The sequence below is a fragment of the Acinetobacter sp. WC-743 genome, from assembly GCF_000335555.1.
Classification (GTDB): Bacteria; Pseudomonadota; Gammaproteobacteria; order Pseudomonadales; family Moraxellaceae; genus Acinetobacter; species Acinetobacter bereziniae.
This window is the reverse complement of sequence record NZ_AMFQ01000079.1, coordinates 1-19,945: the sequence shown is the minus strand read 5'-3', so window position 1 is coordinate 19,945 and position 19,945 is coordinate 1. Positions and strand designations below refer to the sequence as shown.

Here is a 19,945-nt window from a genome sequence, read left to right as displayed (position 1 = left end):
GATTACACTCCTACCGTTACAGATACAGGTTCAGCAAGTGAAACGGTTGGTGCTTGTCCAACTGGATAACCGATATAACCTGTTGGTAAATACTCAATCACGTGCACAGGAAGACTGATTGTCGTTTCACCAGCTTGGACGGTCAGTTGTTGACCATCTTGAACATTCAAACGTGCTGCATCCTGTTCACCTACAGCAAAAGCAGCTTCTGGAATACGTGACTCCATCGCAGGTGTTTTTACTGTAAATTCACCAGAAGCAAAAATATGATGCATTGGAACAAGACGGAAACTGTCTGGATTGTTTACAACTGCACTTGGCGCAACATAGCTACGAGCAGGACGTTTCACTAAACGATCAAATAAACGAACACCAGAATCACCACCTTTCAGGTGCCCCCCTACTTCGTCTTGGTATTTATTCCAAGCTTGTGGAGAGTTCCAACCCGGTGCCCATGCAAATGGTACCAATGACGATGCATTTTGTGGTCCAACATAACCTTCCATTGAGAATGTTAATGCGGTATCGACATCGACAGGTTGTTTCGGCTCATGTACGTTCAACGGTGCACGGATTGCAGTACGACCTGAGTAACGACGTGGTTCACGGGCAATTTTCAAGCCATGAACTCGGTAGCCTGCATCAGGTGCAACATCTTGGATCGCTTCTAACGCTGGAACATTTTTCACGACTGATTCAATCACGTCATCCAGCAGAGTCCAAGAAATCGCCTTACCTTTCACACCCGTTTCAATGGCATGTAACCAGCGCCATGATTCTTTAATGGCATATTCTGGTTTGTAGTAACTTGGATCATAGACTTGGTAGAAACGTTGTGCACGCCCCTCTTGGCTGACAACAGTACCATCACCTTCAGCAAAACTTGCAGCAGAAAGAACCACATCCGCAGCGTTTACAGTTTCAGTTTCAGAGTGATCAAGCACAATCACACTTTGCGCTTTGGCTAATGCAGCTTCTACTTGAGTTGCTGGTAAGCGACGGAATAGATCATTTTCAACAATAATGATTGAATCATAATCTTGTGCAAATGCTTGCTCTAAGCTTAAACCACCGAACAGTGCCAAGCCCATTGAGTTCACTTCAGGAACCGTCAATGTTAAACCTGCATTTTCACCTAGATTCTGCGCAACCTGTGCAGCAGCTTCCATGATGGCAGCATCTTGTAAGCTTGTTCCAGAGATGATTAATGGCTTTTTCGCAGCTTTTAATGTATCCGCAACAGTTTGAGCAAATGCTTTCGCATCGTCATCTAAACCAAGAATTGCCTCACCTTTTACAGCAGCAGCAACAGCAAAACCTAAACGTGCAATGTCGTTTGGAGAAGCAACAACTTCACCCACAGCCACATCAGCTAAACGTGTTTGTGTCGCAGCCAAGATATAAATCGGAGAATTTTCATCCTGACCAATACGTTTTACTGGTTCGGCTAACCAATCTTGAGTACGGCGGTCTGCAGCCATTTGTTTGGCTTTGTTTTTCGCAGCTTGGCGAACTGACAATGCCATACGCGGTGCTGTTTGAGTAAGATCTTCACCGAGGATCAATACAGCGTCATAGCTTTCAATCTCACGCATACCTGGGTTATAAACACCCTCAGCCTGCATAATCGATGCAGCCAACTCAACCAAGTTTTGCTCTTTTTGAGACATCCCTGTTGAGTAGTTTTGCTGACCCACCAACTCACGCAATGCGTAGTTTGATTCTAATGATGCACGTGGCGAACCAATACCCAAGACTTTTTTGCCCTGAACATTTGCGATCACTGTATCAAGTGCTGTATCTACAGAAACGATTTCAACATCTGCACCATTACGGAACTGTGGCTGACGTGGACGATCTTCACGGTTCACATAACCTGTACCGAAACGACCTTTATCGCACAAGAAGTATTGGTTAACTTCACCGTTGAAACGGTTTTCTACACGACGTAATTCACCATAACGTTCACCCGGTGAAATGTTACAACCTGAAGAACAGCCTTGGCATACGCTTGGCGCATACTGCATGTCCCATTTACGGTTATAGCGTGCCGAATGTGTTTTATCGGTAAACACACCTGTTGGACAAACTTCAGTCAAGTTACCAGAGAATTCAGACTCTAAAGTTCCTGATTCTGGACGACCAAAGTAAACACGTGATGCATTGGCATAAACACCAAAATCTGTACCACCTGCATAATCGTTATAGTAACGAACACAACGATAACATGCGATACAACGGTTCATTTCATGTGCAATGAAAGAACCTAACTCTTGGTTATGGTGTGTACGTTTAGTAAAGCGATAGCGACGACGGTCGTGTTGTGTCATCACAGTCATATCTTGAAGATGACAATGACCACCTTCTTCACAGACTGGACAGTCGTGTGGATGGTTGGTCATTAAGAATTCCACGATAGACTCACGGAAATCTTTTGCTTCTTTGTCTTCAATCGAAATATAGGTATTGTCAGATGCAGGGGTCATACATGACATTACTAAGCGACCACGAGTATCTTCTGGATTCGCATATTGAGTAACAGCACATTGACGGCAAGAACCGACAGAACCTAAAGCTGGATGCCAACAAAAATATGGGATGTCGATGCCAAGGCTCAAACATGCTTGTAGCAGGTTTTCCGAGCCATTGACTTCGTACGATTTTCCATCGACATGAATTGTAGCCATAGTCGAATTCCTTAAACTTGTTCTACGTGGCTGGCTTGGGCTACAGGACGATCTGTCACTTTAGCTTCAAACTCGCTACGGAAATATTTGAGTGCACCCATCAATGGTTCCATCGCACCTGGTGCGTGAGCACAGAATGTTTTACCAATCCATAACTTACGAGTCAGTTCTTGAAGATGTTGAATGTCTTCCATCTTCCCTTCGCCCTTCTCAATAGCGACAAGTGCTTTCACTGCCCAAGGTAAACCATCACGGCATGGTGTACAGAAACCACATGATTCACGTGCAAAGAATTCTTCTAAGTTACGGGTCGCAGAAACCATACATTGGGTTTCATCAACCACCATTAACAAACATGTCCCTAGACGAGAACCTGCTTTCATAATGCTTTCTGAATCCATTGGAAGATCAATGTGCTCAGCAGCCAAGAAATCCGTTGATGCGCCACCCGGCAACCATGCTTTAAGCTTAAGACCATCACGCATACCGCCAGCATAGTCTTCAATCACTTCACGTGCAGTTGTACCGAATGGTAATTCCCATAACCCAGGGAAAGTAACTTTTCCTGATGCACCATAGATTTTAGTGCCTGGATCTTTAGATTTACCCGCAGACAAACCGATATACCACTCAGGACCACGCAACATAATTGCAGGCAAGTTGTTATAGGTTTCAACGTTATTCACAATCGTAGGACGACCCCATGCGCCTGCAACTTGCGGGAATGGAGGTTTAGTACGTGGATTGGCACGGCGACCTTCGAGTGAGTTAATCAATGCAGTTTCTTCACCGCAGATATAACGACCCGCACCTGTATGTACATGGAGATCAAAGTTCCAACCTGTACCTAAGATGTTGTCACCCAAATAACCTTTAGCACGAACTTGCTCTAAAGCTTCATTTAAGTATTGAGCAGCTTCAATGTACTCACCACGAATGAAGATATAGCCTTGAGTAGCTTCAAGGGTATAACCTGCAATCAACATTCCTTCGATCAATTGATGTGGAAGTTTTTCCATCAACAAACGGTCTTTGAATGTACCCGGTTCCATTTCATCGGCATTACAGATCAGGTAACGAGGACCACCATCATTCGGTGCCATCAATGACCATTTAATCCCTGCTGGGAAACCTGCACCACCACGACCTTTTACAGTCGCTGCTTTGATGACTTCAAGAACATCTTTAGGTGGCATAGACAGCGCTTTTTTAAAGCCTGCATAGCCTTCTAAAGCTTCATAGTCATCAGCACTACGAACAAATTCCTGTTTACTCAAACGCCATGTTAATGGGTGAGTTTCAGGGTTTCCGTCGCCATATATTGGTCTTGGTTCGGTATTCATACATACTTCTCCAATAACTGTTTCACAGAAGTCACTTCAACCAAACCGTGAGTATCTTCATCAATCATTAAGGTTGGACCTTTGTCACAGTTCCCTAAACAACAGATCGGCAATAAAGTAAAACGACCATCAGCTGTCGTTTGACCAAATTGGATACCCAGTTCGCGTTGGAAAGCTTCTGCTAAAGTTTCCGCACCCATCAAGAAACATGCAATCGAATCACATAATAAAATTACGTGGCGACCCACAGGTTGACGGTAAATACGGTTATAGAATGTTGCAACACCTTCCAAATCCGCAGTTGTAATTGTCAATAATTGAGCAATTGCATGTAACTGCGCATCATCTACCCAACCGTTACGGCGTTGTACACACTTTAAGGCATCCAAAGACGCTGCGCGTGGGTATGGGTAATGCCCCATGTGATGTTCAATTTCATGGATTTCTTCGCTGGTCAGAATCCCTTCAACATTCACACGTGGCTTTTTATCAGTCAAAATCATCATAATGCGTTTACCCCTTAGCGATCCACATCAGCCATAACGACGTCAATTGTCGCTAAATAAATGATCAAGTCAGATACAAGACTGCCGTTAATCACGGAAGGAATTTGCTGCAAGTGGGTGAAAGTTGGTGTACGAATACGGGTACGATAGCTCATCGTTGACTTATCAGAAGTCAAGTAATAGTTAGACGCACCTTTTACCACTTCTGCCATTACAGACGCTTCACCTGCTGGCATTACAGGACCCCATGACACGCTCAAGAAGTGCGTAATCAAAGTTTCAATATCTTGTAAAGTCTTATCTTTTGGTGGTGGAACTGCCAATGGATGATCCGCTTTATAAGGACCCGAAGGCATATTATCCAAACACTGTTTGATGATTTTCAATGACTCTTCAATTTCACGATAGTGAACCATCACACGTGCATAAGCATCGCCTTCGTATTCTAATGGCACTTCAAAATCGTAATTTTCATAGCCGCTATAAGGACGATATTTACGCACATCAAAGTCAATACCTGTTGCACGTAAACCAGTACCTGTTACGCCCCATGCCAATGCCGATTTTGCATCGTATTGCGCAACATTACGGGTACGACCAACAAAGACAGAGTTTTTAAGTGCCGCAGTATGATATTCCTTCAAACGTTTTGGCATCCATTCGAGAATTTCGCGAATCAATTTTTGCCAGTTGTTTGGAAGATCATGTGCTGTACCACCAATACGGAACCAAGCTGGATGCATACGGAAACCTGTGATCGCTTCAATTGCGTCATAGATTTTTTGACGGTCCGCGAACATATAGAATACAGGTGTCATACCACCCGCATCCTGAATCGCAGTACCGATATACAACAAGTGGTTATTGATACGGAATAATTCAGACATCATGACACGGATACATTGCGCACGGTCAGGAACAGTGATCCCTGCCATTTGCTCCACACCCATCACATAAGGCATGTTTTGCGCACAACCACCCAGGTAATCTACACGGTCAGTATAAGGAATGAATGAATGCCAAGTTTGACGTTCAGCCATCTTTTCCACACCACGGTGGTGATAACCGATATCAGGCACACAGTCTTTTACTTCTTCACCGTCTAACTGCAAAATAACACGGAATGCACCATGAGCAGATGGATGGTTTGGACCCAAGTTCAAGAACATGAAGTCTTCATCTGCGTTACCGCGTTTTAGACCCCAATCTTCTGGAACAAAACGAAGATGTTCTTGCTCGAAATCTTGTTTGGCTTTGTCTTGCATATACGGCGTATATTCCGTCGCACGTGCAGAATATTCTTTACGTAACGGATGACCTTCCCAATACGTTGGCAACAAAATACGACGGAGCATCGGATGCCCTTCGAAATTGATCCCAAACATATCGTATGCTTCACGCTCGTACCAGTTAGCATTCGGCCAAATGTTGGTTGCTGTTGGAATGTTAATATCATTCTCATTCAACGCCACTTTAATACGAATATCACTATTGCGTTCCAATGAAAGCAAGTGATAGAACACAGTGAAGTCTGATGCAGGTAAACCATCACGGTGAGTACGCAAACGCTCATCTACCGCAGATAAGTCAAACAGCATCACATAAGGACGTGGCACTGTACGCAGGTACATTAAAACTTCTTGTACACGTGCGCGCTCAACCCAGACCGTTGGAAAATCTTCAAACGTCGGTTGCACGTAAAAGTTCTCACCAAATTTGGCTTTGAGATCTTCTACAATCGCAAATGCTGGGCGGGAATCAACTGGAGTTGATTCTGGCATAGCAATTTCAGTTTCAGCCATTGGCTTGGCTTCCTATTTAATACAAATTCTGTGAAATTTTCTGATGATCATACCCTTCAGGTATGTCAAACATTCATCAGAAAAAATTACTCAATCTCATCCATAGAGCGTAAGTTTTTCACTGCAATACGTTCAGCGTTCTTACGGTCGCGTTCTGGCATCATCTTTGGCTTATATACTGGCTGAAGATCATCACCAATTACCGCAGACAGCGGACGACGTTCTAATTGAATTTGGTCTTGCAATAACATTAATGCTTGGATTAATGCTTCTGGACGTGGCGGACAACCTGGAACGTACACGTCAACAGGAATAATTTTATCTACGCCTTGCACAACAGAATAAATGTCGTACATACCACCAGAGTTTGCACAAGCGCCCATTGAAATCACCCATTTAGGCTCAAGCATTTGTTCGTACAAACGTTGAATAACAGGTGCCATTTTGACAAAGCAAGTTCCTGCTACAATCATTAAGTCAGCCTGACGCGGTGAAGCACGAATAACCTCAGCACCAAAACGTGATAAATCATGCACACCTGTTAAGGTTGTTGCATATTCTACATAACAGCACGAAGTACCAAAGTTAAAAGGCCATAATGAGTTTTTACGGCCCCAGTTCACAGCTGTATGCAACACGTCCTCTAAACGAGTCATGAATACATTTTTATTCACTTCTTCTTCAAGTGGATCTGTCACAATCTGACGATCTTGAAGCGGATATTGTTCAGCTTCTGGATTCGCACGGGTTAAGGTATATTTCATTCCCGAGTTACTCCTTGTTCAGAGACATGGTCGATGTCTTATCTTTCACACGACCAGAAGATTGAGCTGGAATCGTTCCTGTAGGATCTGTCACCAACTCTTCAATTGAATTGAAGCGAGTAATTTCTGCAAGGTCCATATTCGGTGAACCAATTTTAGGTTTAATCCCTGCTATTTTACGTTTATCCGAAGGCGACCAGTTTAAGGCACCTGTTGATAATTCATAAATTAAACCAACGAGTAAAACTAAAATAAATACAGCCGCAGCTGAAAACCCGAACCAACCTACTTCACGTACAGATGTCGCCCACGCGTATAAATAGAGGGCTTCCAAATCAAATACAACAAAGAAGATTGCGACGAGGTAGAACTTTGCAGACAAGCGGATACGTGCTCCACCAGCACTAACCACACCTGATTCAAATTGCTCTTGCTTCGCACGTCCCCATGATTTACCCCCAAGGAGCAAAGGAACGGTGAGCATAAAGACACATAAAAATGTCACGCCGATCACGAAGGCAATGATTGCCCAATCGTATGGAGTAATGGCACTCATGCGGGGATAACTCCTGGCAGGCCTATTATTTAACAAAGAATGTATGTATTGGCCTTGCAAATACACCAAACACAAAATAAATCTGGTCAATTGTACCCGATTGATGTCATCTGTTGCTAGTTAATAGCTCTAAGTCTTTCGGATGATTTTTTAGACAAAACACATAATTTTTCATGATTCGACGCAATACCACGTTCAATTATCGCTTTATCAAATTCCATTCCTATTTTTTATTAATTTTTCCGAAGTATATTTTAAAGAGATGAATTAAAAATGACAAATCAGTAGCTTAATTCTCATTAAAATTTTTCAGACATCACTTTTGTGCAACTATTTGTGTTTATTCAACAACAAATCTGCTTTCTTTTAGCGAAATTAGACACAAAATATTTTGTTACATTCTATGTAAAAAAGTCATATTCAAGCAGCCCGTATTTTTCATAAAAATTATCTCAATATGATAAATAATGTCATTTAATTAAATCAACATTCTCATCTTGATAAATCCATTATCAAAAAAAGCACCCTTAACTTAAAATAGATTTTTTATTTAGCTTCTCTAAAATCCAATACGCCTACTTTTGACCTACCTTACAATATCAATATTTCATTTTATCAGAACTGATCCAACCTCATTTTTTAAACAAATATGAAGTTACAGCCTTTAATCATGTTTTATCCTATGTATAAACTCTCGTATATCAAGATCTGTATTTACTATACACCCTCCCCCTCCACCGCTTATTTTATTTTGCGTTTCCCATTTCATTAACGCTATACATTTCATTGATGCTTTACATCATCTTGTTGTACTGCTTTAAACATTGACTCAATGACAAAGCGCTATAGATCTGCCAATGCTTGCTCCCCCACAAAAAACAATTGATCTTTCGATTTACATTGAATCAATCCTAGTGACTTGTCGCAAACATAGACGAATTATCTACACAGCCTATACACATTTAACAATTTTTCCTGTGTATGCTAAATATCATTCACTTTAAATCAATAATTTAGGGGCTAAAACATGGAATTTAGTAGCAAACCAAACTATTTTTTATTTGCACAATTACTAATTCGTCATATTGAAAACTATGTCAAAAAGCATCCTGATGCACAAAATGCGATTTTTGATCTTCGTGATGTTTACGAAATTTTCCGTCAAGATCTTGCTGCAACCACAACAAATCTGGAAGGTATCTTAAACATTGCAGATGAATATCGAATTGACACCATTCAAGGTGATCAAAAAATTATCAGTGGCTATAAAATTGATGCAGAACAAAATAGCTTATTGATTGACTTTAATGCAGACGCTTTACAAGCATTAAGAGAAAGTAAACCAATTATTGCACCTGATGCGACGCTTCAAGAATAAGTTCCAAAGCTTAAAAATAAGCCTGTTGAGTGCTTAAATAAAAAACACCGAAATATTTCGGTGTTTTTTTATGCTTAGCTTTTTAACCACAACACTAAGCTTTCACTTTACTTGCTTACACTTTCTTTTTCTTAAACCGCTCAACAGGCCAAGACATGGTGAATCTTGCCCCACCAAGTTCTGGGCTTTGATCAACCTCAATCGTGCCACCAAACCAATAAGCAATACGACTCACAATCGACAATCCCAGACCATAACCACCAGAAGCGCGGGTACGGCTGTCGTCCAAACGGGCAAATGCTTCAAATACACGTTTACGGTCTTCTTCGGGAATTCCTGGACCATCATCTTCGACACACACATATGCCATCTTGGTTTGATGATTGACACCACCACTTAGGCTCACTTGATGATCACAATAACGTACCGCATTACCAACAAGGTTTTGCACCACACGATGTAAATAACGACGTTCCGCATCAACCACCACTTCAGACGAAAGTGGATTGAGATGAATTATTTTCTGAGTTTTTAAAGCCTCAGTTTCTGTCGCAACCTGTTGTAAAACATCAATCAATGCAATTTTTTCAAAGTCTAAAGAAGGCGTACCCTGCTCCAACTTGGCATAGGTCATAATCTCATCAATCAAAGTATTCAATGCCTCGATATCTTTGTCGATCATTTCAACCTGTTGCAAACGATAGTCATGATCTTCTTCATCAGCCAACATTTCCATACCAAAACGGATACGTGCCACAGGCGTCCGCAACTCATGCGACACTGCACGCATCAATTCTCGTTGAGCTTCAATCAAACGCTGAATATGATCGGACATGCTGTTATAACTACTGGCAAGACTCGCCATCTCATCATAACCCTCAACCGGTACACGTTGTGACATATCACCTGTTTTCATCACATCCAAAGCTTGATTGACCTGTTTCAGCTTACGTTGCATTGGCACGATCAAACCGTATACACCCAAGCAAAGCAAGAACATACTCAACAAGGTAATTCCCGCAGCAAGTTTGACTGGCATCCAATTAAACATTGGAACAGGTCCGAGTACGAGTACATCGGTTGGTGAGTTTGGCAACGGAGAAACGATGGAAATAGTTGTGCCACGGACTGTTGCGCTATCCCGCCACAAAATAACACTTTGATCTGACCTTAAACGACCAATTTGCTCAGAATCAAGATTGAGCTGAGATATTTTTTCTACACCAACATGGTAAGAAAAGTGCTGTTGAATTTTTTTAAGATATTCTTGTTCTTGACCCGGATAATAAACCAGATAATCCAAAATAAAGACAGGCAATGCCTTCATTTGGCGTTCGCCAATTTGATCTACTTTGATATAAAGATAGTGTTTAGGATCATTGCGGATGCCCAACACCAAATAAGCAATCCCCTGTTCAGCATCATAACGCACAACTGCTTTTTGACTTTCAATACGTTTTTCTTCCGTACGTGATAAATCAACTTTTTGTGCATCCAGATAATAAATAGGCAATTCCAATAAATCAGAAGCGTCCGAAATCCAATCAAGACGTTGTTGCTCGGTTTGTTGACGTGCTACACCCTCGCTTATCACAAATGAAATACCATCTGTTAAAGATTCGCGATATTCCTGCGCACGTTGGTAGTTAATTATTTGAACAAGCAAGTATCCAAACAATGCCACCAACACCACAAGAATAACCAGTCCAGCATAAATACGCAGGAATATACTGTGTTTAGACACGCAAACTCACCTTCGTTATGCTTGCCGTTGCATAGGCAAGCATTTTAGATGATTGACCCATCGTTTATAGACCAGTCTCTTTAACAAATAGATAACCTTTACTACGTACAGTTTTAATACGTTTTGGATTCTCTGGATCATCACCGATTTTTGGACGAATACGAGAAATACGAACGTCGATTGAACGGTCTTGACCATCGTACTCGATACCACGTAAACGCTCGAAGATGTCTTCACGGGAGAGAATACGCCCTGCATTGGACGCCAACAACCAAAGCAAATCATATTCAGCGCTGGTGAAGTCAACCAATTCACCATTTAAGGTCACTGAACGACCGCCATTGTCAATCACCAGATCATCAAACTCAATACGTTGAGCCACTTCATCTTCAGGCGCTTTGTCTGTACGACGTAACAATGCACGGATACGTGCGAGCAGTACACGCGGTTGAACAGGTTTAGCAACATAGTCATCTGCACCCATTTCCAAACCAAGTACTTGATCCATATCTTCAGTACGTGCAGTCAACATCAAAATCGGCTGATGATAATGTGGACGAACTTCACGACAAACGGTTAAACCGTCTGCACCTGGCAACATGACATCTAAGACCACAAGATCTGGTTGCTCAGCAATAATTCGGCGAATTGCACGATTGCCATCTGGTTCTACCCCAACCTCAAGACCATTACGAATTAAATATTCTTGAGTTAAGCGAGCAAGACGCTCGTCATCTTCAACAATCAAAATCTTTGGTAACTTTTCTTCTTGGCTCATCTATTTGCCCCTATATTTGGTTTGGTCCCTGCTACAAATCTCGCAGATTCAAGACACTATGTTCTGCAATATACACACGTTTACAATGTAAACAAGACCTCATTCACCAAACTGATACATGAGCGTATCAATTTGTTATATTTTTATTAACTATTGAATTGTAGACAGTTTTCTAAGAACACTTGTCAGTATTTAGCAATATTCCTAACACAATCAATACGCAGACTATTTTTTATACAAAATATTTCATTGTTCATATTCTGTTTAAACAGTTCGTCGTTTTTTAAGTTATCCACATAGTTATCTATAAGCACTCTTGGCAGTGTTTGTTATGCTATGTCCTTGCCAAATAAGGCATATAACAAAAATGGTTCTTTAAGGGAAAAAGACACAAATAAAAATTTACTGATTAGAGATAAAACATTCTTAAAATGTCAATATTGATCTGACCTTAAAATTACCGTATCTTGTGTTCTAAATTAAATTAAACCACTAAGTATTGTGTTTAGTCCTCAAACATCGTGACGAACAAAATTGCAACTCGTCCGGTTCAAATGGTCCATAAACATAACAATGATGATGACAATGGAGCTACGCTGACAATGAACGCCATTACAACCCCTGGTCAACTACAAGTGATTAAACGCACTGGTGATGTTGCCGCTTTTGATGCAGATAAAATCGCTGTAGCAATTGGTAAAGCTTTTTTGGCTGTTGAAGGCCAGCAAAGCGCAGACTCAAGCCGAATTCATGACCGTATTACACAATTAACAGAAATGGTTATGAACACTTTTAATCGTCGTTTACCGTCTGGCGGAACAATTCACATTGAAGAAATTCAAGACCAAGTTGAATTGGCACTTATGCGTACAGGCGAACAAAAAGTTGCACGTGCTTATGTGATCTATCGTGAACAACGTTCTGAAGCACGTAAACAAACAGGTGCTCATCATCACCCAACTTTACAAATCACAGATGCGAATGGTCAGCTTCAGCCTCTAGATTTGGGCAAACTTCAAGCCACGATTGAAAAAGCGAGTGAAGGCTTAGAAGGTATTGATGTTCAAGCCATTGTCGATGAAACAGTAAAAAACTTATATAACGGCGTAAAACAGTCAGACATCTCAACGACGATGATGATGGCGACCCGTACCCGTATCGAACAAGAACCAAACTACACCTATGTAACTGCACGTTTACTTCGTGATGATTTAGTTGCAACAGGTTTAAAATTCTTAGGTTTAGCGACAGATACCGAAGAAGGTGATGCGCTTGAAACTTACCTGAAAAAAGGGATCGAGTTAGAACTTCTTTCACCAGAACTTTTAAACTTCGACCTTGCTAAATTGGCAGCAGCGATCAAACCAGAACGTTCAAACCAATTTACCTATTTAGGTCTACAAACTTTGTTTGACCGCTACTTCATTCATTCAAATGATGTACGTTTTGAACTTCCACAATTGTTCTTTATGCGTGTCTCTATGGGGCTTGCATTAAATGAAGAACAGCGTGAAGACCGTGCAATCGAATTCTATGACTTATTGTCTAGCTTCGATTATATGGCGTCTACACCGACACTGTTTAACTCAGGTACTTTACGTCCACAATTATCAAGCTGTTACTTAACCACCATTCAAGATGATCTTTACGACATCTATGGTGCAATGCGTGACAATGCCCTCCTGTCTAAATGGGCGGGTGGTTTAGGAAATGACTGGACACCTGTTCGTGCTTTGAACTCATACATCAAAGGCACAAACGGTAAATCTCAAGGTGTGGTTCCTTTCCTTAAAGTTGCTAACGATACCGCTGTTGCCGTTAACCAAGGTGGTAAACGTAAAGGTGCAGTCTGCGCATACCTTGAAACTTGGCACTTGGATATTGAAGAATTCCTAGAGCTACGTAAAAACACAGGTGATGACCGTCGTCGTACGCACGACATGAACACAGCGAACTGGGTTCCAGATTTGTTTATGCAACGTGTGATTGAAGATGCTGAGTGGACATTGTTCACGCCATCTGAAACGCCTGATCTACATGACTTAACTGGCGCTGCATTTGCTGAACGCTATGCTTACTATGAAGGCATCGCTAAAGAAAGCAACATGCTTCATAAGAAAATCCGTGCAAAAGACTTATGGCGCAAAATGTTATCAATGTTGTTTGAAACAGGTCACCCGTGGATCACATTCAAAGACGTATGTAACTTACGTTCACCACAACAACATGTTGGCGTAGTTCACTCATCTAACTTATGTACAGAAATCACTTTAAATACCAATAAAGATGAAATCGCAGTATGTAACTTAGGTTCAATCAACCTTGTTCAACACGTTCAAGGCGGTAAACTTGACCGTGAAAAATTGGCGCGTACTGTAAAAACAGCAGTTCGTATGCTCGATAACGTGATTGACATCAACTACTACGCAGTTGAACAAGCACGTAATTCAAACTTAAAACACCGTCCAGTGGGTATGGGTATCATGGGCTTCCAAGATGCTTTATATGAATTGGGTATGGGTTATGGTTCAGATGAAGCAGTCGACTTTGCTGATGAGTCTATGGAAGTGATCAGCTACTACGCAATCCAAACTTCTAGCGACCTTGCGATTGAACGTGGTGTTTATTCAACATTCAAAGGTTCATTGTGGGATCAAGGTATCTTACCAATCGACTCTTTAGAGATCGTTGCAAAATCTCGTCCAGAGCGCATGTTCGAAGTTGACCGCACTCAACGTTTAGACTGGGACACTTTACGTGCCAAAGTTCAAAAAGACGGTATGCGTAACTCAAATGTGATGGCGATTGCCCCTACAGCAACGATTTCTAACATTTGTGGCGTTTCTCAGTCAATCGAACCTACTTTCCAAAACCTGTATGTAAAATCAAACCTTTCAGGTGAATTTACAGTGATCAACCCGTACTTAGTACGTGCGTTAAAAGATCGTGGTCTTTGGGACTCAGTGATGGTCAATGACCTTAAACATTTCGAAGGTTCTGTACAAAAAATTGCCCGTATTCCTGATGAATTAAAAGCAATTTTTGCAACAGCGTTTGAAGTGGATACACGTTGGATCGTTGATGCTGCATCACGTCGTCAAAAATGGATTGATCAAGCACAATCATTGAACCTCTATATCTCGGGTGCAAATGGTAAAAAACTTGACATCACGTATAAGATGGCTTGGTTACGTGGTCTTAAAACAACCTATTACCTCCGTGCATTGGGTGCAACATCTGCTGAAAAATCAACCATTAACACAGGTGCTTTAAACGCAGTTAAACCAACAACTGTGGCTGCTCCAGTGGCAGCGGTTGCACCAGAAGCTAAACCTGAAGCACCTGCTGAAGAAGAAGGTTTCTCTCAAGCAGCACCAGTGCCACAAGCTTGCTCAATTGACAATCCTGATTGTGAAGCTTGTCAGTAAGTCATCCTTCCCCGACCCTCTTTTTTTAAAAGGAGGGCGATTCCTCAAAATAAAAGGTGGGATGAAAATTCCTCCCTTTTAACAGGGAATTTAAGGGGATTGAATCATTCTAAAATCACAAAAGGCTGAGCCATGTTCCATTTAAGTCATAACTATGAGTTAGGCATAATTGTGCTGATCTTAGCCTTTTTGGTTTTTTATATCCCTGCGGTCTATGCATTTATTGCGATCCGCAAACAGCAAAAGCGTAATCAAAATAAGTAGTGTGGGTATCTGTTCTTTCGAACAAGAACGAAACAACTATCGGCAAAACTTAATTTTGCTTGCACAGAATAAGCGTATAGTAGTGACATCTTTTTTGTGAGATGTCGAACATAGATATTAACAACGAAGAGAGAACAACGATGTCTATCCTAAGTTGGGACGATTTTGAAGATGATGAACCGAAACAAGCTGCACAAGCTCACCAGCCTGCGCCCGTCGAACCGAAAAAAACGACTGATTCGCAGGTGGTATCTGATGCAAAGCAATCATCGCAGAATTTGGCAGCTGCACAATCCGCTGGAACCTATACAGCAAGATCAACAAATCCAACCGATTCATTGGCAAGAGCATCTCACGCCTTAGAAAAGCTGGATGTTGCACCGGGCTTGGAAGAGCTTGAAATGGGTGCACAACGTGTACAAGTTGATGATAAAGCCATGATCAACTGTCGCGCAGACTTAAACCAACTTGTTCCATTCAAATATGAGTGGGCTTGGCAAAAATACCTAGACGGATGTGCAAACCACTGGATGCCACAAGAAGTCAACATGAATCATGACATCGCATTGTGGAAGTCTGAAAATGGTTTGACTGAAGATGAGCGTACCATTGTAATGCGTTCTTTAGGTTTCTTCTCAACTGCAGATTCTTTGGTTGCAAACAACTTGGTTTTGGCGATCTACCGTCATATTACCAACCCTGAATGCCGTCAATATATTTTGCGTCAAGCATTTGAAGAAGCGATTCATACCCATGCTTACCAGTACTGTATCGAATCTTTGGGTATGGATGAAGGCGAAGTCTTTAACATGTACCGTGAAGTTCCATCTGTTGCTCGTAAAGCAGCCTGGGGCTTAAAGTATACACAGTCTTTGAGTGATCCTACTTTCCATACGGGTACACCTGAAAACGATCAGATCTTACTGCGTAACTTGATCGCATTCTATTGTGTACTTGAAGGAATCTTCTTTTACTGTGGTTTCAGCCAAATCTTGTCTATGGGTCGTCGTAACAAGATGAATGGTGTTGCTGAGCAATTCCAATACATCTTGCGTGATGAGTCTATGCACTTGAACTTTGGTATCGACATGATTAACCAAATCAAGATCGAAAACCCACACTTATGGACTGCTGAGTTCCAAGAAGAAATCATTCAAATGATTCTTGAAGGCACCATGCTTGAAATCGAATATGCGCGTGACACGATGCCACGTGGTGTATTGGGTATGAATGCAGCAATGATGGAAGAATATTTGAAATTCATCTGTAACCGTCGTTTAGCACAGCTTGGTCTTCCTGAGCAGTTTGCTGGTGTAAATAACCCGTTCCAGTGGATGTCTGAGATGATGGACTTGCGTAAAGAGAAGAACTTCTTTGAAACGCGTGTAACTGATTATCAAACTGGTGGTGCGTTGAGCTGGTAAGGTAGACCGTCGTCGTCACGCGACACATAAAATGTCATTGAGCGACACATAAGTTGTCATTCATAAAAAAACCGCCATTAATGGCGGTTTTTTACCTTAAAGTAAAATAATTTCTTCTTGTTCAAACCATTCTTTCTGAATTAGCTTTTCTTTTAATAAATTAGGATTTTTTGTATAGCAAACAACAGCTAAACTTTTTTCAGAACGACTACAAATCACATAGAATAATCTTCTAGTACGAGACAGAGCACTATCGAGTCCTAAAGATTCATTCTTTATATCTGTTACACTTAAGTCTTTAATACCTAAAAACTTTTCATAATCAAACAAAAAACCACCTGCTTCATCATCATCTAGAATCGCCATTACTCTCTCAAACTGTAAGCCTTTAACACCTTGATGAGTATCAAAAGCTGAACTTCCATCAATATAGGATGCGTATTTAAATAATTGATCTATTGGGGCATCCAAGGCCTGGCTATATGCAAGAAGTTCTGAGGATATCTCATCCTCATCGAGACCATGAATATCCAAAATTAATGCTTGCAATAATAATGGTGGAATATTCAAGAGGTTATGTTCATAAATATAAGTAAGAATAATTTTTATAGAATTATTACCATCCATCAATAAATTAAACAGTTTATTTTTTTTATCTCTTATGCTTTTTAAATAATCCAATTGGTTTTCTATAATGGAAAAGTTTCGGAAAATATCTGAACTAGTTCTTAAAACTTTTATGATACCAAAATCATTTTTAGACATTATAGAATTAATGAACTCACAAAATATACCCACTAAGAATCTTAAGGATTGGGTATCAGCAGTACTTAATTTATTACGCAATGCAGAATCATCATATAGTGACTTATAAAATACATGAAATCCAGAACGAGTTGCAGCCATATGATGTTCTAAAATTAAAGTCTTTATCTCAGATCTTATATTCCATTTATCGTCATTAGTTATTTCTCTCATGGTTTTGCATATTTCATCTTCAACTAACAATTTATTCAAATTTGGCTTATTTGTATCAACAATTAAGCAGCGGACAAACCCATCATGATTAACTTTAGATTCTTGTTGAAATTTATCTGCATCGAACCTTACTTTGTTAATTAATGTCACCACTCTTTTAGGACATCGCCAATTTTCAACCTTTTGTGGTCGCCTCCAGTCTTCAGGTGCAAAGGTATCTAAATCTTTTTTATTATTAGTAAAAATACGTTGCATATTGTCGCCAAATAAGCCCATCACAAATTGATTATGAAATTCAACCTGTGTTTGGACTAAAGCATCAATTACTTTTTCATAGGTATCTTGAGCTTCATCTAGAAAGAGAATTGGATATTTATTCACTAAAATTCTTTTAAAAGACTTCTTCTCTATTAATAATCTTGAAAAGATATCTATAACTTCTGAGTGCTCTAATGAACTTTCCTCAACATTTGAAGAATTCGGATTATAAGAAAAGCGTTTAGTTGAATCTAGTGTCGATAATCTTTTTAAAGACTTTGCAATTCTCTCCTGCCTACCTAAACTAGTCTTATTCTGTAAATTTTTAGATTTACTTAATGCTTCTTCCTCATCACTAATAGTATCTTGTAAGTTCTCTCTTATAATTTGTTTAATTTCTTTTGTAAAAGGCGAAATTAAACTCCAAGCAAAACTATGTATCGTACTAACAAAAAAATTACTATCAAAGTTTATCCGTTCTTTAATTTCATCACAGGCAGCATTTGTATATGTTATCACTGCAAGTTTTTTATTTTCTCGACTCAAAGACAAAAGAATATTTTCTTTTATCTTCTTGAGTGTTTGATGCAACGTATGTGTTTTGCCTGCACCAGCACCTGCATATAAAACAAAACTTTGAGGGGGTGATGAAGATATATAATCAAAAATTAAATCTTCTAAAACAACAGTATCAACAGTCTGCATTAACTTCCCCTTTTACCAACTCTTCAATACCTGTTATTTTATTTTCTAGCCAACTTAGCCCTTCATCAATATATTGAGGTGTTTTTAATTCTTTGATCCTAGACACTATCGTGGACAGTACTTCCCTCTAAATTCTTAAAATATTTCTGCTCAAAAGCTTCAGGGCTTAACCAACCATTTGCAGAATGCCTTCTGATTCGATTGTAGTAAACTTCAATATATTCAAACAAGACCGAATTTGCCTCTTTTCTTGTAGAAAATACACTGTCATGTACCACATGCCCTTTCAATGTATGGAAAAAACTTTCTGTTACTGCGTTATCCCAACAATTTCCCCTACGTGACATACTTTGTATTGCCTTATTTGTCAGTAATACAGCTCTGAAATCGCGACTGCAATATTGACTGCCTTGATCCGAATGAATCATCAAGCCTGTTGGATAACCCTGACGTGCAAGTGCATAGTTAAACGCATCACATACCAATTGACGATCTATTCGTGTACTTGTCTGCCAACCGACGATACGTCGGCTAAATAGATCTAGCATCACGCATAAATATAACCAGCCTTCCTTCGTTCGAATATACGTAATATCAGTCGTCCAGACCTTATTTGGCTCAGTTACAGTGAACTGTTGATCTAACAAATTTGGTGCTGTTGGCAAACGATGATTTGAATCAGTCGTATGCCTATATTTACGGGCAATTTTACTGTGTAATCCTAGTTTTTTAAGCATTCGACCTATTGTGCGCTCACTCATGCTGTAACCTAGGTCATGCATATCATGAACGAGGGATGGTGCACCTAAACGAGCGTGGTGCTGCCAATACACCGCTTGTAAATCATCATACTGCTTTGCTATACGTACCTGACGTTTTCTCCATGCATAGAACCCCGAAGTACTGACACCTAATTGTTTGCACAGTACAGTGACTTTAACCTTTTCCATTGCAAAGTCTTTGATTACCGTGTACTTCTCTTGCCTTGATCGGTGAGGAAATACACATGCACTTTTTTTAGTATGTCATTTGCCTCTTTGAGTTGTTTGACTTCTTTTTCTAGATCTAATATTCGCTGTTGCTCAGGTGTTAACTGACGTTTGCTTGATCCTTCTGGATTAGCAGTACGAATCCATTTATCAAGTGTCGAGTAACCAACACCAAGCTTTACCGCAATTGATGCTAATGATTCATGTGAGTTCGCAAGTGCATAATCAATTGCTTGCTGTTTAAATTCTGGACTAAAGCGTTTAGCCATGTGTACATCTCCAAAGTTAACGTTACATTATCTTCAGAGGGACAGTGTGTCCATTACTTTGGCTAGGATCAT

Annotated in this window: 14 protein-coding genes; 4 read left to right on the top strand and 10 right to left on the bottom strand. The window is 40.3% G+C overall.

Features of this window, described 5'->3' with window-relative positions:
• Nucleotides 1–2: 2 nt before the first annotated feature.
• From nuoG to ACINWC743_RS11385, 6 genes are all read right to left on the bottom strand, one after another.
• Nucleotides 3–2,687 carry an NADH-quinone oxidoreductase subunit NuoG gene (nuoG, locus tag ACINWC743_RS11410; RefSeq protein ID WP_009585548.1) on the bottom strand — a complete coding sequence of 895 codons (2,685 nt, stop codon included), beginning with the start codon at nt 2,685–2,687 and terminating at the stop codon, nt 3–5.
• Nucleotides 2,688–2,698: 11 nt separating this feature from the next.
• Nucleotides 2,699–4,030: an NADH-quinone oxidoreductase subunit NuoF gene (gene nuoF / locus ACINWC743_RS11405; RefSeq protein WP_004827942.1), complete on the bottom strand. Its 1,332-nt coding sequence runs from the start codon at nt 4,028–4,030 to the stop codon at nt 2,699–2,701.
• A complete protein-coding gene (nuoE, locus tag ACINWC743_RS11400; RefSeq protein ID WP_004722839.1) occupies nt 4,027–4,536 on the bottom strand; it encodes an NADH-quinone oxidoreductase subunit NuoE in 510 nt (169 codons plus the stop codon). Before nuoE ends, nuoF begins: the two co-directional genes overlap by 4 nt.
• Nucleotides 4,537–4,550: 14 nt before the next feature.
• Entirely contained in the window at nt 4,551–6,338 is a 1,788-nt protein-coding gene (gene nuoC, locus ACINWC743_RS11395; RefSeq protein WP_004827938.1) for an NADH-quinone oxidoreductase subunit C/D, read from the bottom strand.
• Nucleotides 6,339–6,424: 86 nt separating this feature from the next.
• On the bottom strand, nt 6,425–7,102 hold the full coding sequence (locus tag ACINWC743_RS11390; RefSeq protein WP_004827935.1) for a NuoB/complex I 20 kDa subunit family protein: 678 nt from the start codon (nt 7,100–7,102) through the stop codon (nt 6,425–6,427).
• A 7-nt stretch (nt 7,103–7,109) separates the two neighbouring features.
• Nucleotides 7,110–7,658, bottom strand: coding sequence for an NADH-quinone oxidoreductase subunit A (locus ACINWC743_RS11385; protein ID WP_004827934.1), 549 nt, complete (start codon nt 7,656–7,658; stop codon nt 7,110–7,112).
• Between the two features lie 1,027 nt (nt 7,659–8,685).
• Here ACINWC743_RS11385 and ACINWC743_RS11380 point away from each other — a divergent pair.
• Nucleotides 8,686–9,036: a hypothetical protein gene (locus tag ACINWC743_RS11380; protein WP_004827932.1), complete on the top strand. Its 351-nt coding sequence runs from the start codon at nt 8,686–8,688 to the stop codon at nt 9,034–9,036.
• Between the two features lie 115 nt (nt 9,037–9,151).
• Here ACINWC743_RS11380 and bfmS read toward each other — a convergent pair whose 3' ends face one another.
• Nucleotides 9,152–10,780, bottom strand: a complete 1,629-nt coding sequence (gene bfmS, locus ACINWC743_RS11375) for a sensor histidine kinase BfmS (protein ID WP_009585546.1) — start codon at nt 10,778–10,780, stop codon at nt 9,152–9,154.
• A gap of 64 nt (nt 10,781–10,844) precedes the next feature.
• Nucleotides 10,845–11,558 (bottom strand): response regulator transcription factor BfmR, encoded by a 714-nt coding sequence (gene bfmR / locus ACINWC743_RS11370; RefSeq protein ID WP_004722855.1) that lies wholly within the window; start codon nt 11,556–11,558, stop codon nt 10,845–10,847.
• Between the two features lie 554 nt (nt 11,559–12,112).
• Between bfmR and ACINWC743_RS11365 the strand changes: the two genes are divergently transcribed.
• The 3 genes from ACINWC743_RS11365 to ACINWC743_RS11360 all read left to right on the top strand — a co-directional run bounded on the left by ACINWC743_RS11365 (nt 12,113) and on the right by ACINWC743_RS11360 (nt 16,674).
• Nucleotides 12,113–14,986, top strand: coding sequence for a ribonucleoside-diphosphate reductase subunit alpha (locus ACINWC743_RS11365; protein WP_080740829.1), 2,874 nt, complete (start codon nt 12,113–12,115; stop codon nt 14,984–14,986).
• A gap of 132 nt (nt 14,987–15,118) precedes the next feature.
• A complete protein-coding gene (locus ACINWC743_RS23880; protein ID WP_004827925.1) occupies nt 15,119–15,250 on the top strand; it encodes a preprotein translocase subunit YajC in 132 nt (43 codons plus the stop codon).
• Nucleotides 15,251–15,390: 140 nt separating this feature from the next.
• Nucleotides 15,391–16,674, top strand: a complete 1,284-nt coding sequence (locus tag ACINWC743_RS11360) for a ribonucleotide-diphosphate reductase subunit beta (protein ID WP_004827922.1) — start codon at nt 15,391–15,393, stop codon at nt 16,672–16,674.
• 96 nt (nt 16,675–16,770) lie between these two features.
• On the opposite strand, the gene ACINWC743_RS11355 is transcribed toward ACINWC743_RS11360, so the two are convergent.
• Nucleotides 16,771–18,615: a UvrD-helicase domain-containing protein gene (locus tag ACINWC743_RS11355; protein ID WP_009585551.1), complete on the bottom strand. Its 1,845-nt coding sequence runs from the start codon at nt 18,613–18,615 to the stop codon at nt 16,771–16,773.
• Nucleotides 18,616–18,713: 98 nt separating this feature from the next.
• Nucleotides 18,714–19,873, bottom strand: a protein-coding gene (locus tag ACINWC743_RS11350) for an IS3-like element ISAbe12 family transposase (protein WP_085947547.1) whose coding sequence is annotated in 2 segments (ribosomal slippage) — nt 18,714–19,636 and nt 19,636–19,873 — 1,161 coding nt in all. Because the reading frame shifts where the segments join, the coding sequence is not laid out codon by codon here.
• Nucleotides 19,874–19,945: the final 72 nt, after the last annotated feature.

Excerpts from the sequence above, each read along its gene's own strand:
- nuoG (WP_009585548.1), bottom strand. The coding sequence starts at position 2,687 with ATGGCTACAATTCATGTCGATGGAAAATCGTACGAAGTCAATGGCTCG.
- nuoF (WP_004827942.1), bottom strand. The coding sequence starts at position 4,030 with ATGAATACCGAACCAAGACCAATATATGGCGACGGAAACCCTGAAACT.
- nuoE (WP_004722839.1), bottom strand. The coding sequence starts at position 4,536 with ATGATGATTTTGACTGATAAAAAGCCACGTGTGAATGTTGAAGGGATT.
- nuoC (WP_004827938.1), bottom strand. The coding sequence starts at position 6,338 with ATGGCTGAAACTGAAATTGCTATGCCAGAATCAACTCCAGTTGATTCC.
- ACINWC743_RS11390 (WP_004827935.1), bottom strand. The coding sequence starts at position 7,102 with ATGAAATATACCTTAACCCGTGCGAATCCAGAAGCTGAACAATATCCG.
- ACINWC743_RS11385 (WP_004827934.1), bottom strand. The coding sequence starts at position 7,658 with ATGAGTGCCATTACTCCATACGATTGGGCAATCATTGCCTTCGTGATC.
- ACINWC743_RS11380 (WP_004827932.1), top strand. The coding sequence starts at position 8,686 with ATGGAATTTAGTAGCAAACCAAACTATTTTTTATTTGCACAATTACTA.
- bfmR (WP_004722855.1), bottom strand. The coding sequence starts at position 11,558 with ATGAGCCAAGAAGAAAAGTTACCAAAGATTTTGATTGTTGAAGATGAC.
- ACINWC743_RS11365 (WP_080740829.1), top strand. The coding sequence starts at position 12,113 with ATGGTCCATAAACATAACAATGATGATGACAATGGAGCTACGCTGACA.
- ACINWC743_RS23880 (WP_004827925.1), top strand. The coding sequence starts at position 15,119 with ATGTTCCATTTAAGTCATAACTATGAGTTAGGCATAATTGTGCTGATC.
- ACINWC743_RS11360 (WP_004827922.1), top strand. The coding sequence starts at position 15,391 with ATGTCTATCCTAAGTTGGGACGATTTTGAAGATGATGAACCGAAACAA.
- ACINWC743_RS11355 (WP_009585551.1), bottom strand. The coding sequence starts at position 18,615 with ATGCAGACTGTTGATACTGTTGTTTTAGAAGATTTAATTTTTGATTAT.